The organism is Rossellomorea marisflavi, from assembly GCF_001274775.1.
GTDB classification, from domain to species: Bacteria; Bacillota; Bacilli; order Bacillales; family Bacillaceae_B; genus Rossellomorea; species Rossellomorea marisflavi.
This window is the reverse complement of the sequence record NZ_LGUE01000001.1, coordinates 374,035-389,306: the sequence shown is the minus strand read 5'-3', so window position 1 is coordinate 389,306 and position 15,272 is coordinate 374,035. Positions and strand designations below refer to the sequence as shown.

Below are 15,272 nucleotides of genomic sequence, written 5' to 3'. Positions count from 1 at the left end.
CACACCTCACCCATGAAAAAAGGCCGCCTAAGGGCAGCCTTTTTTATCAGATAGCAGCTTTTTGATCCTCGAGGACCCTAACGAATTCACCTTGGTTGGTCGGATAACCGGCCTTGGTGATTTTCACCTTCACGAGTTTCCCGATCATCTCTTCGCTTGCAGGGAAGATGACTTTGAGGTAGTTATCCGTATATCCGACATACAGATCCCCATCCACCTGTTCTTCAGGAATCACTTCCAGCACTTCGTTTTCAAAGCAGGAAGCGTACTCCTTCGCCAGTTGATCAGATAGATTGATGAGGCGATGAACGCGTTCATTCTTTACCTCTTCATTGATTTGATCATCCATTCTGGCAGCAGGTGTACCGGTCCTCTGAGAGTATGGGAACACATGAAGCTCAGAGAATTTTTGATCTTTGATGAAATTATACGTTTCCATGAACTCTTCTTCTGTTTCACCCGGGAATCCGACGATCACATCAGAAGTCACGGCCAAGCCCGGCAGAGCTTTCTTGAGCTTTTCAAGCCTTTCAGCGAAGAATTCCATCGTATATTTCCTGCGCATCCGCTTCAGGACGGTATTGGAACCCGATTGAAGGGGAATATGCAAATGTCTTACCACCATTTTGGACCTATCGATCACATCGATGACTTCATCCGTAAGCTGACTCGCTTCGATGGACGAAATCCTGATCCGCTTCAGCCCCTTCACCTTCTTCTCGAGGTCGGTGAGAAGCATGGCAAGATTGTAGTCTTTCATGTCTTCTCCGTATCCTCCAGTATGGATCCCGGTCAAGACGATTTCTTTGTATCCTGCATCCACCAGCTGCTGCGCCTGGTGGATGACTTCCTCTGGGTCACGGGAGCGCATGAGTCCGCGGGCCCATGGAATGATGCAGAATGTGCAGAAGTTGTTGCACCCTTCCTGGATCTTGAGCGAAGCCCTGGTACGGTCCGTGAATGCCGGTACATCGAGCTCCTCGTATACGCGGTTTTTCATGATATTCGTCACGCCGTTGATCGGCTGGCGTTCTTTTTTATACTCGTCAATGTATGTGAGCATCTTCCTGCGGTCCTGAGTTCCGACTACAATATCCACTCCAGGGATGGCCATGATCTCTGCAGGGGACGTCTGTGCATAGCATCCCGTCACGCAGATGACCGCATCTGGATTCTTACGGATCGCCCTCCTGATCACCTGACGGCTCTTTTTATCCCCCGTATTCGTCACCGTACACGTATTGATCACGTACACGTCTGAAATGGAGTCATACTCTACCCGGTCGTATCCTTCTTCTTTAAACAGCTGCCAGATCGCTTCTGTTTCATAATGATTCACTTTGCATCCTAACGTATGGAACGCTACTGATGGCATTGCCTTCACCTCATTAATTCTAATTGATAGCTGATGGCGGAAAGAGCATAAAGAGGGGCGGTTTCGGTCCGTAGGATCCTCGGTCCGAGGCCGCATGGGATGAACCCGTTCTCCTTGCATATTTCCACTTCACTATCGGTCAAACCGCCTTCGGGTCCGAATAGGATCAGGACCCTTTGTGAAGGCTTCACCTCAGAGAGTACGTTTGAAAGATTGCTTGTTTCTCCCGCTCTCGATTCTTCTTCATACGCCACTAGCTTGTAATCATACCCGTCGGCTTTCACAAGCAGTTCTTTTAATGTAAGGGGGGAAGAGAGGTCGGGAATCAGTGTCCGGTGCGACTGCTCCGCCGCTTCTTTGACAATCTTCTCCCAGCGCTCGACTTTCTTCTTCCCCTTCTTTTCATCCCATTTCACAATGGAGCGTTCTGCTTTAAAAGGGATAAATCCCGAGGCGCCAAGCTCGGTTCCCTTCTGAAGGATCCATTCCAACTTATCCCCTTTCGGCAAACCGCTCGCAATGGTGACTGAAATTGGCATTTCCTTCTTGTCCGACTCCCATTCTACTATCGATACATCGACAGCGTCACTGGAAATCCTTTCAATTTTCCCGATGGCAGAGGATTGGTCAGGGAAAACAACGAAGATCTCGCTGCCTTCCTGCATCCTCATCACACGGACGATATGATGATGATCCTCTCCAGAAATGGAGATCCATTCCCCATCCTGATAGGGTTGCCCTACAAAATAGCGCTGCATATCAATTCACCGGCCGCTTCGCGATGATGGCCACCCAATCTTCCATCACCATGACTTCTTCCACATGGAATCCAGCCTCTTCAAGAGCGTCACGTACCTGCTGTTTCTTCGGCTGGATGATCCCTGACGTGATGAACGTTCCGCCAGGCTTCGTGAGGCGATAGGCATCCTCTGTGAATCGAAGGATGATTTCAGCCAGGATATTGGCTACGATCACATCGGCTTCCTCCGTGATGCCTTCAAGGAGATTGTTCTCATCTACGGTCACGATGTTCTGGACCTTATTCAGCTTGACATTCAAGCGTGCCGAGCGTACGGCCACCTCATCCAGGTCATAGGCGTTCACACGCTGTGCCTTCATGAGGGCAGAAGCGATGGATAACACACCGGATCCGGTCCCGACGTCGAGTACGTAGTCGTTTTCCTTCACTGTCCGCTCAAGGGCCTGGATGCACATGACCGTGGTGGGATGCGTTCCCGTACCGAATGCCATACCCGGGTCAAGCTCGATGATGAGCTCGTCACTGTTGACCGGCGTATACTCTTCCCACGTCGGCACGATCGTCACCTTATCAGAAATCTTCACCGGATGATAATATTTCTTCCATGCTGTGGCCCACTCTTCCTCGTTCACTTCGGAAATCTCCACTTTGTTCTCACCGATATCGATGTCATATGTGACGAGATTGGTGATGCCCTGCTTGATTTCCTCAACGGTTTCACCAAGGAAGCTGTTGACCGGCAGATAGGCTTTGACCAATACACCTTCATTCGGATAATCCTCAGGGTCGAGTTGGTAGATCTCCCCGAATACGTCTTCCCGTTCTTTGATCAGCTCCATCGGATCTTCAATCACGACACCGCTGGCGCCTGATTCATGAAGGATATTGGAAACTGGTTCGATTGCTTCGTTCGTTGTAAGGATACTGATTTCTGACCATTTCATGTTTCTCTACCAACTCCGTTCTGAGTTATTCACCTTTGAAGGCTTTTTTTACTTTATCGAAGAAACTTTCGTGCTGTTCATCCGGTACCTGCCCGCTGATATCGGCAAATTCCCTTAACAGCTGTTTTTGTTTTTCCGTAAGCTTCGACGGGGTGACGACCTTGATCAGGACGTGCTGATCCCCTGTACCGTAGCCTCTTACATTCGGAACACCTTTTCCTTTAACACGGAAGCGGGTTCCCGTCTGCGTGCCTCCAGGAACTTTGAGCTTCACCTTGCCATGCAATGTCGGTACCTCGATTTCGTCCCCGAGTGCGGCCTGTGCGAATGTAATCGGCATTTCACAGTAAACGTCATCTCCATTACGTTCGAAGAAATCATGGTTCCGTACATGGAACACAACATAGAGATCTCCAGCCGGTCCACCGTTTATGCCAGGTTCACCTTGACCGCTCACACGCAGCTGCTGTCCATCGTCGATTCCTGCAGGGATCTTGACGGAGATTTTACGGCGTTTTTGCACTTTGCCGTCTCCTCCACATGTCCTGCACTTATCTTTGATCTGTTTACCCGTTCCATTACAGTGATGACAAACGCGTCGGTTGACGATCCGTCCGAATGGGGTGTTCTGCTCCACATTCAGCTGGCCGGAACCTTGACAATGGGAACAAGTCTCCACTTTCGTCCCGGGTTTCGCCCCCGAACCATGACATGTATCACATTCTTCTTCCCTTGGAATCTCGATTTCCGTATCTTTTCCGAAAACCGCTTCCTCAAAGGAAAGTGTCATGGTGTACTGCAGATCGGCTCCTGCCCTAGGGGCGTTCGGATCGCGTCTTCTGCCGCCACCTCCGCCGCCGAAGAACGTATTGAAGATATCTTCGAAGCCACCGAAGCCGCCTCCGAAGTCTCCTGCTCCGCCGCCTCCGAATCCCTGGTTCGGATCTGTATGTCCGAATCGGTCATACTGAGCCCGTTTCTGATCATCGCTCAATACTTCGTACGCTTCTTTTACTTCTTTGAACTTATCTGCAGCATCCGCTTCTTTATTAATATCAGGATGATATTTTTTGGAGAGTTTGCGGTATGCTTTCTTCATTTCTTCTTTCGAGGCGCCTTTATCGACACCGAGAACTTCATAATAGTCCCGTTTACTCATTCAAACACCACTCCCGAATCCTTTGCATAAAGGTTATTTTAACATTGGGGGAGATCCATTATCAATAGAAACCCTCGGATCCCTCCCCATAGAAAAAGCCAAAGCCAAGAACCGTCCTGACTTTGACTTTTTTCAATGGTTGATTTATTTCTTTTCGTCGTCTACTTCTTCGTACTCAGCGTCTACGACGTCATCGCTCTTTGCGTCTCCGCCTTCTGCTCCCTGTGCAGCCTGTGCTTCCGCCTGGGCTTGCTCATAAAGCTTCATGGAAAGGTTCTGAACAATTTCTTGAAGTGCGTCTTTCTTCTCACGGATCAGGTCAAGATCGTTCTTTTCGATCGCTTCCTTCAGTTCGGCTTTCGCATCTTCCGCTTTTTTCACTTCTTCTTCGTTTACTTTACCTTCAAGGTCTTTCAGCGTTTTTTCCGTTTGGAAAACGAGTTGGTCTGCTTCGTTGCGAAGTTCAACTTCCTCTTTACGCTTCTTGTCCGCATCGGCATTTTCTTCTGCTTCCTTCACCATGCGTTCAACCTCATCGTCTGAAAGGCCGGTTGATGACTTGATTGTGATATTTTGCTCTTTACCTGTTCCAAGGTCTTTCGCGCTTACGTTCACAATTCCGTTTTTATCGATGTCGAATTTAACTTCGATTTGTGGAACACCACGTGGTGCAGGTGGGATATCCGCAAGTTGGAAACGACCAAGCGTTTTGTTATCCGCAGCCATCGGGCGTTCACCTTGAAGGACATGGATATCAACGGCTGTCTGATTGTCAGCGGCTGTTGAGAACACTTGTGATTTAGATGTTGGGATCGTGGTGTTACGATCGATGAGCTTTGTTGATACGCCACCCATTGTTTCGATACCGAGTGAAAGTGGGGTTACGTCGAGAAGAACAACGTCTTTGACGTCACCAGTCAGGACTCCACCTTGGATTGCAGCACCCATTGCCACTACTTCATCAGGGTTAACGCCTTTTGAAGGCTCTTTTCCAGTTTCTTTGCGAATCGCTTCCTGAACGGCAGGAATACGAGTTGATCCACCAACAAGGATGATCTTGTCGATTTCACTTGCAGATAGACCGGCATCTTTCATCGCTTGGCGAGTTGGGCCCATTGTACGCTCTACAAGATCAGAAGAGATTTCTTCGAACTTCGCACGGGATAGAGTCACTTCAAGGTGAAGCGGTCCAGCTTCCCCAGCCGTGATGAACGGAAGGGAGATTTGTGTAGACGTGACACCAGAAAGGTCTTTTTTCGCTTTTTCAGCAGCATCTTTCAAACGTTGAAGAGCCATTTTGTCTTTTGAAAGATCAATGCCGTTTTCTTTTTTGAACTCAGCTACAAGATAATCGATGATGACTTGGTCGAAGTCATCCCCACCCAGACGGTTGTCACCCGCAGTTGAACGGACTTCAAATACACCGTCACCAAGTTCAAGGATGGATACGTCGAACGTACCGCCACCAAGGTCATACACAAGGATCGTCTGATCTTCATCCATTTTGTCGAGACCGTAAGCAAGCGCTGCTGCCGTCGGCTCGTTGATGATGCGTTCCACTTCAAGTCCGGCGATTTTACCCGCATCCTTCGTTGCTTGACGCTCGGCATCGTTGAAGTAAGCAGGTACAGTGATGACCGCTTTATCAACCGTTTCACCAAGATAGTCTTCAGCGTATGATTTCAAGTGTTGAAGGATCATGGCTGAGATTTCTTGAGGCGTATAGTCTTTTCCTTCTGCTTCCACTTTGTGGGCAGTACCCATGTGACGCTTAACGGAAATGATGGTGTTAGGGTTTGTGATTGCTTGACGTTTCGCTACTTCCCCAACTTGTTTTTCTCCATTTTTGAATGCGACAACAGAAGGTGTCGTACGGTTACCTTCAGCGTTGGCGATAACTTTCGGTTCTCCGCCTTCAAGTACGGATACGCAAGAGTTTGTTGTACCTAAGTCGATTCCGATAATTTTACTCATCGTAGAAAAACCTCCCTGTATTCATATGTAGTGTATTATTGGTTTACTTTTACCATAGATGGACGGATGACGCGGTCCTTCAGCTTGTAGCCTTTTTGGAACTCTTCGACAACCACGTTGCTTCCGTATGCTTCGTCTTCAGTCTGCATGACGGCTTGATGCATATGCGGATCAAACTCCTGTCCCACAGCATCGATCGCTTCTACGCCTTCTTTTTTGAGGGCTTCGATCAGGCTTCTGTGGACCATTTCCATCCCTTGAAGGAGGGTTTTGGTTTGATCATTATCCGCTTCTATATTCAAAGCGCGTTCAAAGTTATCGAGTGCCGGCAATAATTCAGTGATCAATGCCTGCGAGCGATACTTTTCCTTCGCTTCATTCTCAGCATTTATACGGCGACGGAAGTTATCGAAATCCGCTCTGAGGCGAAGATAGCGATTTTCGGATTCGTCAAGCTTCGCCTGGAGCTCGGACAGTTCATCAGTTGCTTGCTCTTCCTGAGGTTCTTCAGCGAATACCTCTTCAACTGTTTCTTCATTGTCCACTTTCGGCTGTTCTTCGTTCAATTCTTGATCATTCTTCGTTTCTTCAGACAATTCGTTCACCTCCTTAAAATAAATGTGACTTCTACAATATAGCCACTAGCTTTTGCTTTGATACAGCTTGGTCAGCACCTTGGACATATCCGTCGAAAAGAAGTCAAGGAGGCTGATCACCCTGGAATAATCCATCCGTGTCGGACCGATGATGGCGATCGACCCCAGCTGCTCCATCCCGATCGAGTAGGTCGCGGTGATGAGGCTGCAGTTTTCCATGGCAAGATTGTTATTCTCTTTTCCGATCTTGATGCTGAGCCCGGACCCGGAAGGACGGATCAGATCGTAAATGCTGTCTTCCTGATCAATCATCTCAAGAAGGAGCCTGACTTTTTGTATATCGTTGAATTCAGGCTGGTTCAGCATATTCGTCTTCCCGCCGAAGAACAGTTTATCTGTTCCCGATAGATGGAAGTCATCAAGCATGGAATGCAGGATGCTGTCATAGCTTTCGATATGCCGTTTCAGCAGGATGGCGACTTCCTTGAAGATGCGGTCGTTCAGCTCACTGAGGGGAACGCCTGTCAGGCGGTCATTCAGGATATTGACGAGCTTTTCAAGGTCACTTGCATCCATGCCCGGCGGCAGGGCCACCGTTTTATTCTCCACATGACCATTTTCGGTCACGATGATGGCGATCGCCGTTTCGCGGTTAAGCGGAATGAGCTCGATTTTACGGAGTTTGTTCTCCTTCACATCAGGCCCGAGGACGATCGTAGTATAATTGGTTAAATCGGAAAGGATCTTGGCTGATTTCTGGACCACTTTCTCCAGCTCATAAATCCTCTCGGAAAAGATCGAACGCAGTGCATTCACTTCATTCTTCTCCAGCTTTTGCGGAGATAGAAGATGATCGACATAGTACCGGTACCCTTTCTCGGAAGGGACGCGGCCTGAAGACGTGTGGGTCTTTTCAATGAACCCGAGTTCTTCTAGATCAGCCATCTCGTTCCGGATTGTTGCCGAGCTGAAGGAGATTTCATCCTTCTTCGACAGGCTCCGGGAGCCGACCGGCTGAGCCGACATGATAAAGTCGTCGATAATGACTTGTAGAATAAGAAGTTGTCGATCTGTTAACAACATTCATCACCCCTGTTAGCACTCTTAGATACTGAGTGCTAAATCTAATAATAAATTATCAAATCATGATAGGGATGTCAATATTTTAGATTACACCGAGGAAAGATTGAAACACTTCATTCCCTAGGAAACGTCCCTGCTTCGTTAGACGGATCCGATCGCCTGCAATCTCGAGGAGACCCTTACCCGTCATCTCCTCCAGTGCATCGGGGAAGATGCTTTCGACGGACGCACCGAATTTCTCTTCGAATCTCTTCCTGCTGACGCCTGCAGTCTTCCTTAAACCGAGGAACATCTCTTCTTCCATCATTTCTCCTTTGGTCACATCATGGGATTGGATCGTCGGTACCTCACCCAGGCTCACAGGCTCCATGTATTTCTTCAAAGGACCGTGGTTGGAATAGCGCACTCCGTTTATATAACCGTGTGCACCGGCTCCTAAACCAACATATTCTTCATTATCCCAATAAACAAGGTTATGAAGGCTTTCAAAGCCCTCCTTGGCAAAGTTGCTTATCTCGTATTGGTGGATGCCATAGCGTTCCATCGTCTGGATGAGAACATCGTACATGGCGGCCTCCTGCTCCTGTGAAGGCAGTGACAGCTTTCCTTTTCTCATGAGGTTGTAAAACACCGTCTTCGGTTCCACGATCAAGGAGTATGCCGAGTAGTGAGGCAAGTCAAGATCGAGGGCCTTCGTCAGGGTGTCCTTAAAATCTTCTTCCGTCTGCTTCGGCAGGCTGTAGATCAGGTCGATGCTGATATTTTCAAAGCCCACTTTTTCAGCGGCTTTTACGGAAGTGTACACGTCTTCACTCTTATGCGTCCGCCCGATCGACTTCAGCAGGTCATCATTGAACGACTGTACACCGAAGCTCAATCGGTTTACACCATGGTCCTTCAGCACCTTCAGCTTCTCTTCCCCCAGATCTCCGGGGTTCGCTTCGAACGTGAACTCCCCTCCTGAGAACGGGAGATGCTCATTGATTTTTTCGCATAGATATGCAAGCTGGCGTGCATCCAGGGATGTCGGGGTACCCCCGCCGACGAAGATCGTATCGAGCTGTCCTTCCTGCCTGCGCAGTTTCATTTCTTCTCCGAGCCGCATCAAATACTCATCGACCGGCTGGCCTTCAAGGAACACCTTATTAAAATCACAGTAGTGACAGATATGTTCGCAGAAAGGGATGTGGATATAGGCTGATTTGGCCATTGATATCCCTCCTATTTCAACTCATAGAGAAAGGGGGCAAGCGCCGAATCATCCGACGCTTTCCCCCTTCCCCCTGTATGTGTGCGCCCCCATCCGTTGGGGGTCGGTCATTATTTCGAATCTGTGTCGTCCATTTTCAGGACGGCCATGAATGCTTCCTGAGGTACCTCGACGGAACCGACGGACTTCATTCGCTTTTTACCTTCTTTTTGTTTCTCGAGAAGCTTACGCTTACGGGAGATGTCCCCGCCGTAACATTTAGCCAATACGTTCTTCCGGATGGCCTTGATGGTTGAGCGGGCAACGATTTTTTGTCCGATCGCCGCTTGGATCGGCACTTCGAACTGCTGTCTCGGGATGAGCTGCTTGAGCTTTTCCACGATGAGCTTCCCGCGTTCGTAGGCGAAATCCCTGTGGACGATGAAACTGAGGGCATCGACGTTCTCTCCATTCAGGAGGATGTCCATCTTCACAAGCTTCGATTCTTTGTAGCCGATAAGCTCATAATCGAAGGAAGCATACCCTTTCGTATTGGACTTCAATTGATCGAAGAAGTCATAGACGATTTCCGCCAGGGGAATTTCGTAAACGATGTTGACGCGCGTATCATCCATGTACTGCATGTCGATAAAGTTCCCGCGCTTATTCTGACAAAGCTCCATGACCGCTCCTACGTAATCATTCGGCACCATGATGGTTGCCTTTACGTACGGCTCCTGGACATGATCGACCTTCTGAGGGTCCGGCATCATGGAAGGATTATCAACGCTGAGGCTCTCTCCGTCGGTCAGCTCTACGTGATAGATAACGCTCGGTGCCGTCGTGATCAGATCGATCTTGAATTCGCGCTCGATCCGTTCCTGGATGATCTCCATATGAAGGAGTCCAAGGAAACCACAGCGGAAACCGAACCCGAGTGCCTGGGAAGTTTCAGGTTCATATTGAAGGGCTGAATCATTCAGCTCCAGTTTTTCAAGGGCTTCACGAAGATCATTGTATCGATTGGAATCGATCGGGTACAGACCGCAGTAAACCATCGGATTCATGCGGCGGTAACCTGGAAGTGCTTCTTCAGCCGGATTGTTTGCAAGGGTGATGGTGTCCCCTACTCGGGTATCCCCTACATTTTTGATGGAAGCAGTCAGGAAACCAACATCCCCGACGGTAAGCTCCTTGAGGCCAGTCGGCTTCGGTGTGAAAACGCCGACCTCGGTCACTTCAAACTCTTTGCCAGTCGCCATCATAAGGACCTTGTCCCCGACTTTGACGGTCCCTTCCATCACACGGATGTAAGCGACGACGCCCCTGTATGCATCATAGAGGGAGTCAAAGATCAAGGCTTTCAATGGCGCATCGGGATCACCTTGTGGAGCAGGTACTTTCTCCACAATCTGCTCGAGGATATCCTCGATTCCGATTCCCGCCTTGGCAGAAGCGAGGACCGCATCCGATGCATCCAGTCCGATGACATCTTCCACTTCCTGTCTGACCCTTTCAGGATCTGCCGCAGGGAGGTCGATCTTATTGATGACCGGCAGGATTTCAAGATCATTATCCAAAGCCAAGTACACATTGGCAAGGGTCTGCGCTTCGATCCCCTGTGCTGCATCAACCACGAGCACGGCCCCTTCGCACGCCGCAAGGCTTCGGGATACTTCATATGTAAAATCGACGTGTCCCGGAGTATCAATCAAATGGAAAATATACTCCTCGCCGTCTTTCGCTGCATATTTCAACTGAACTGAATTCAGTTTGATTGTAATACCGCGCTCTCTCTCAAGATCCATGGAATCGAGCAGCTGCTCTTTCATTTCACGGGCGGTCAGCGCTTTTGTCTTTTCAAGGATTCGGTCAGCCAAGGTCGATTTCCCATGATCGATATGCGCGATGATGGAAAAGTTCCTGATCCTGGACTGTCTGTTCAATTTTTCTTCACGATTCATTCTATGTTCAACTCCTGTAAATTCCACACATATACACTAGTTTGAATTATAGCAGTACCATCTGCAATATTCAATGTAAACTGAAGCCGCCAGATTATATGAGTGAACTGAGGAAGTCGAGGAGCTTATTGGTGATGCCCTCCACCAGTCCCGCGATGGTCTTACCGATGGACGAAAAGAAATTATAGGCTTTCATTTCCTCCAGCTTTTCCTTCTTTTCTTTTAATGTCTTCCCCTCGACATCTTTTCCCAATACGGTTGCTTCAATATTCCCTTCATCATCCTCCGAAACCTTTACCGGTGCGGAGAAGGCATCCTTATGCTGGGCACCTTTCGTTTCAACGATCCCGTCATTGGCATATTGCATTCCGATCAGCACGCCGAGGAATAACGCAACCGCCAAAACGAGACATTTCAGTGTGAACATCTTCATGAACATCCTTCTCCTTTCATTTTTTCTTACCACCGTTCAGGTAATCTGCGTATGCTCTAGAAAAAGCGCGGGCAGACCGTCCGATCTCTTCGGTCGTATTTTCGACCCCTCCGAACTCCAGAAGAAGGGAGTGACCCGATAAGTCCTGATTGAATACTCCGTTTGTATCCGCACCGCTTTTGAGGATGATCCCACGGGTGATACCGGGGGAGGCAGACTCAAGTTCTGAGACCATTAACTTGGCAAATTCAAGGTTCTTCTTATACCCCGGTTGATCCTGGCCAATGACAAAAGCAATCCTCGCATAGGGTTTATCATGGATGGTGACCGTGGAGACGGAAGGATCTACAGCGTCACGATGGATATCCAGGAGTGTGACCGGCTGTCGATGACTGAGGATCACAGGAATCAGAAGCTCCCTCGACTTTTCATAGGCCCTGCCGTACGGAATATTTTGTTCAAGAAGCCTGTGAATCACATCCGTACGGTCGATTTCCGCTTGGACACCCTCTTTTTCGAGCTCTTTCTTGATCATGACCCCTGCGTCCATGACCGTACTTCCGTCCACATAGGCTTCCTCGGAATGGGTGAAATACAAGAACACTTTTCCTTCAGGCGGATGACTGTAGAAATGTCCGGCCGGGATGAGGGTCAGGGTGAACAAGAGAAGGGCAGGCTTTTTGAAAAGCCCCGTCAGAGAGCGATTCCGATTACTTTCTACCATAATCAGGCACCTTCTTTCATGCCTCTCACTAGTATTTCTATTCATCTGATAGAGATGATAGAACGGCAATTAATAGCATTATCGGGATTTCCCCCCGGATTTAAACCCCCATGCAAAAAACCCCCTCCAGGCAGGGGGCTATCTCGTTTTGAATCCTGTATCGTCCTGGTCGACCGCTTCATGAAGTGCAGCATTCAGCCCGTTGGCGATCAGGTTTGCCATATCTTCGATGAACACATCCACTTCCTTCGGCGTGACCATGAGATTATGGCCGATCGGGGCCAGGACTTCATGGATCAGCTTCCTTTTCTCATCATCACCGAGGTTTCCGACGACTCCCAAAAACGTTTGCCGGTGAGCTTCCTCCGGCAGGTCATCATCGGTAAGCTTGCGTCTTTCACCAAAGCTGAGTCCGGCCGGGGCAAGGGACCGGGACGGCCGGTCTCCTTCCCTCATCTCTTTGCCGAAATGCTTCAATAGAAAATCCACTGTATCGCTGACAATCGTGACGGCGTCGAGTACAGTCGGTACACCGATGGCAAAGACGGGTACACCGAGCGTCTCTTCATCCAACCCTTTTCTTTTGTTCCCCACACCTGAACCCGGGTGTATTCCCGTATCAGAGATCTGAATGGTGGCATTCACACGCTCAATGGACCTTGAGGCAAGGGCATCAATGGCGATGATGAAGTCCGGTTTTGACTTTTCCACTACACCGAAGATAATATCGCTCGTCTCGATTCCTGTAAGCCCCATGACGCCTGGAACGATGGCACTCACGGAGCGATACCCTTCCTCGACAGATTCAGGCTGAAGCCTGAACAGATGCCTGGTCACGATGACATCTTCGCATACCCTTGGTCCAAGAGAATCTGGCGTCACATTCCAGTTCCCCAGTCCTACGATCAGACAGCTGGCGTCTTTCGTGATGTTTTTGTTCTCAATGAATCGTGAAAATTCCCTTGCAAATATTTTCTCGACCCGTTGCTGGAGCTCCGTGTCCTCTTCACGAATACCAAAGGCTTCAATGGTCAGATAGTTCCCGGCCTTTTTTCCGATCTTCTCTTCGCCTTCCTTAGAAACGGACACTAGGGACACTTTTACCTCGTCCTCTTCCTTTTCTTTGATAATGACCCCGGGTATTTCAGATTGATCCTCCCCCTGGTCGGCGAGTGCCATCTCCCTTGCTTCAACGGCGAGATCAGTTCGGACTTCATAAACACTTAAATCGAGGTTTTCTTCCTTTTTCATGCGCGCATACCCCCACGTCTGGATTCTTGCTATTATATTTTCCTTAAGCACCCGGCTTCATTCACCCGTTTAAATTCATCCTGAGTATTGCATTCTGCCGGTGCGTTTGATAAAATATCACTTGTTCTTATTAGTTAGGAATATACACGAGTCAAATAGAATCTCGAACCTTTTGTAGGAGGTGACAGAAATGCCAAACATTAAATCAGCTATTAAACGCGTGAGAACAAACAACGAACGCAACGTTAAAAATGCAGCTGTGAAATCTTCAATGCGTACTGCGATCAAGAAAGCAGAAGCGGCAGCTACTAATAACGAAGATAACGCTCAAGAACTAGTGAAAGTAGCCGTGAGCCAGCTTGACAAAGCAGCTCAAAAAGGTTTGATCCACAAAAACACTGCGGATCGCCAAAAAGCTCGCCTAATGAAAAAAGCGAACTAATGAAAAAACCATTCCGTTTTACGATCGGAATGGTTTTTTTGTGTTTATAGGTGCTTTTTTGAAGATGGGGAGTGAGGTGGAAGGTAGTCCGTTCCTTTTCGCTACAGGCGCTTGCTTTCCGCGGGGAGGAAGTCGAGCCTCCTCGGCTGCGCTTCCGGGGTCTCGAGCTTTCCTCTCTTCCCGTCGGAGTCAAGCCCCTTCCGCTTCAATCCACTCTGTGATTGTTAATGGGGTTTCCCATAATGGATCGTATTAAGTATTCATATTGTGCATGTCATGCTTTTTCCTCTTCATAGGGCATGCAGCTTTAAGAGGAAGAGCTCGATCATGAGTTCTTTTTTGATTTTTCCGGATTTGATTTCGTAATCTCCCTGTGAGAGGAGGTCGATGATGCGGGATAGCTGCGCGTCGTCGAAGTGTTTTGCCTGGCCTGCGGCGAGCTTCACCCTGAATGGGTGGACTTTTAGGTTGGTGGCTATTTTTTGTTGGCCGTAGCCTCTTCTCGAAAGCTCCTTGACTCCATAGATCAAGCGGAACTGACCGGCAAGGATGGCCAGGATCTTTAGGGGCTCTTCGTTCTGCTTCAAGAGGTCATAATAGATCCTGAGTGCCTCATCGGTACGCCTTTGGACGACCTTGTCGACGAGGGCGAAGATATTTTGTTCAAGAGAACGGGCCGTGAGCTTTTCTACGACGGCGGCATCGACGAGGTTCGTATCACTTGCATAGAGGGACAGCTTGTCCAATTCCTGAGTGAGCATCATCAAATTGGTCCCGGCAAGGTTGATGAGGAGTTCCACTGCTTCTTCATCGATCTGGACCCCGTGCGTCGTGGCACGCTCGCGGATCCACGATTTCAGCTCCTGTTCCGACAGTTTTTTTGCCTCGACCACCTCTCCCGCTTTTTTCAAGGCTTTCGTGATCTTTTTGCGCTCATCCAGCTTTTCATAGTGAGCTGTGATGACAAGGATCGTGTATGGGGCTGGTGACTGTATGTAATCTTCCAGGCGCTTTACGTTATGCTCCACTTTCCCCTTTGATTTCTCCGATGTCAGGAAGATGGGGTTCTGAAGGATCACGACTCTCCTCTCTCCCATGAATGGAAAGGTTTCGGCATCTTCAATCGCCACTTCCACCGGTGTTTCTTCCAAATCATAGGTTGAAAAGTTGAAGTCCATTTCTTCTTCCGTGATGGCATGGGATATGATCCTTTGCCGGGTTTCGTTAATAATAAATGATTCATTTCCGTAAACTAAGTAAATCGGGGAGAATCGGGCATTCTCTATTTTCTTCCAGATATCGATAACCAAGACAGCACTCTCCAATATTTCTTTCTATCCCTCTATGGTAGAAAAGCTTTACCCATTTGGCAAGTGGA

At 48.7% G+C, this 15,272-nt stretch carries 14 protein-coding genes; 1 reads left to right on the top strand and 13 read right to left on the bottom strand.

Annotated features, from left to right (window positions below):
- Positions 1-46: 46 nt before the first annotated feature.
- From mtaB to gpr, 12 genes are all read right to left on the bottom strand, one after another.
- Positions 47-1,375: a tRNA (N(6)-L-threonylcarbamoyladenosine(37)-C(2))-methylthiotransferase MtaB gene (mtaB, locus tag AF331_RS01915; protein WP_053426520.1), complete on the bottom strand. Its 1,329-nt coding sequence runs from the start codon at positions 1,373-1,375 to the stop codon at positions 47-49.
- A gap of 5 nt (positions 1,376-1,380) precedes the next feature.
- Positions 1,381-2,133 (bottom strand): 16S rRNA (uracil(1498)-N(3))-methyltransferase, encoded by a 753-nt coding sequence (locus AF331_RS01910; protein ID WP_053426519.1) that lies wholly within the window; start codon positions 2,131-2,133, stop codon positions 1,381-1,383.
- 1 nt (position 2,134) lies between these two features.
- On the bottom strand, positions 2,135-3,079 hold the full coding sequence (gene prmA / locus AF331_RS01905) for a 50S ribosomal protein L11 methyltransferase (protein ID WP_053426518.1): 945 nt from the start codon (positions 3,077-3,079) through the stop codon (positions 2,135-2,137).
- 25 nt (positions 3,080-3,104) lie between these two features.
- The gene (gene dnaJ, locus AF331_RS01900) at positions 3,105-4,238 is read right to left on the bottom strand and encodes a molecular chaperone DnaJ (protein ID WP_053426517.1); all 1,134 of its coding nucleotides are present in this window, start codon (positions 4,236-4,238) and stop codon (positions 3,105-3,107) included.
- Between the two features lie 144 nt (positions 4,239-4,382).
- Positions 4,383-6,212, bottom strand: coding sequence for a molecular chaperone DnaK (dnaK, locus tag AF331_RS01895; protein WP_053426516.1), 1,830 nt, complete (start codon positions 6,210-6,212; stop codon positions 4,383-4,385).
- A gap of 35 nt (positions 6,213-6,247) precedes the next feature.
- Positions 6,248-6,808, bottom strand: a complete 561-nt coding sequence (gene grpE, locus AF331_RS01890; RefSeq protein WP_053426515.1) for a nucleotide exchange factor GrpE — start codon at positions 6,806-6,808, stop codon at positions 6,248-6,250.
- Between the two features lie 45 nt (positions 6,809-6,853).
- Positions 6,854-7,888, bottom strand: a complete 1,035-nt coding sequence (gene hrcA, locus AF331_RS01885) for a heat-inducible transcriptional repressor HrcA (RefSeq protein WP_053427739.1) — start codon at positions 7,886-7,888, stop codon at positions 6,854-6,856.
- Between the two features lie 85 nt (positions 7,889-7,973).
- A complete protein-coding gene (hemW, locus tag AF331_RS01880) occupies positions 7,974-9,101 on the bottom strand; it encodes a radical SAM family heme chaperone HemW (RefSeq protein WP_053426514.1) in 1,128 nt (375 codons plus the stop codon).
- A 110-nt stretch (positions 9,102-9,211) separates the two neighbouring features.
- On the bottom strand, positions 9,212-11,044 hold the full coding sequence (gene lepA, locus AF331_RS01875; RefSeq protein WP_053426513.1) for a translation elongation factor 4: 1,833 nt from the start codon (positions 11,042-11,044) through the stop codon (positions 9,212-9,214).
- A gap of 94 nt (positions 11,045-11,138) precedes the next feature.
- Positions 11,139-11,477, bottom strand: a complete 339-nt coding sequence (locus AF331_RS01870) for a DUF3679 domain-containing protein (protein WP_053426512.1) — start codon at positions 11,475-11,477, stop codon at positions 11,139-11,141.
- A 16-nt stretch (positions 11,478-11,493) separates the two neighbouring features.
- Complete coding sequence (gene spoIIP / locus AF331_RS01865) at positions 11,494-12,201, bottom strand: stage II sporulation protein P (protein ID WP_053426511.1); 708 nt, start codon at positions 12,199-12,201, stop codon at positions 11,494-11,496.
- 138 nt (positions 12,202-12,339) lie between these two features.
- The gene (gene gpr / locus AF331_RS01860) at positions 12,340-13,452 is read right to left on the bottom strand and encodes a GPR endopeptidase (RefSeq protein ID WP_053426510.1); all 1,113 of its coding nucleotides are present in this window, start codon (positions 13,450-13,452) and stop codon (positions 12,340-12,342) included.
- A 190-nt stretch (positions 13,453-13,642) separates the two neighbouring features.
- On the opposite strand from gpr, the gene rpsT reads away from it, so the two are divergent.
- Positions 13,643-13,894 (top strand): 30S ribosomal protein S20, encoded by a 252-nt coding sequence (gene rpsT, locus AF331_RS01855; protein WP_048006153.1) that lies wholly within the window; start codon positions 13,643-13,645, stop codon positions 13,892-13,894.
- Between the two features lie 290 nt (positions 13,895-14,184).
- On the opposite strand, the gene holA is transcribed toward rpsT, so the two are convergent.
- Positions 14,185-15,204, bottom strand: a complete 1,020-nt coding sequence (holA, locus tag AF331_RS01850) for a DNA polymerase III subunit delta (protein WP_048006154.1) — start codon at positions 15,202-15,204, stop codon at positions 14,185-14,187.
- Positions 15,205-15,272 lie beyond the last annotated feature (68 nt).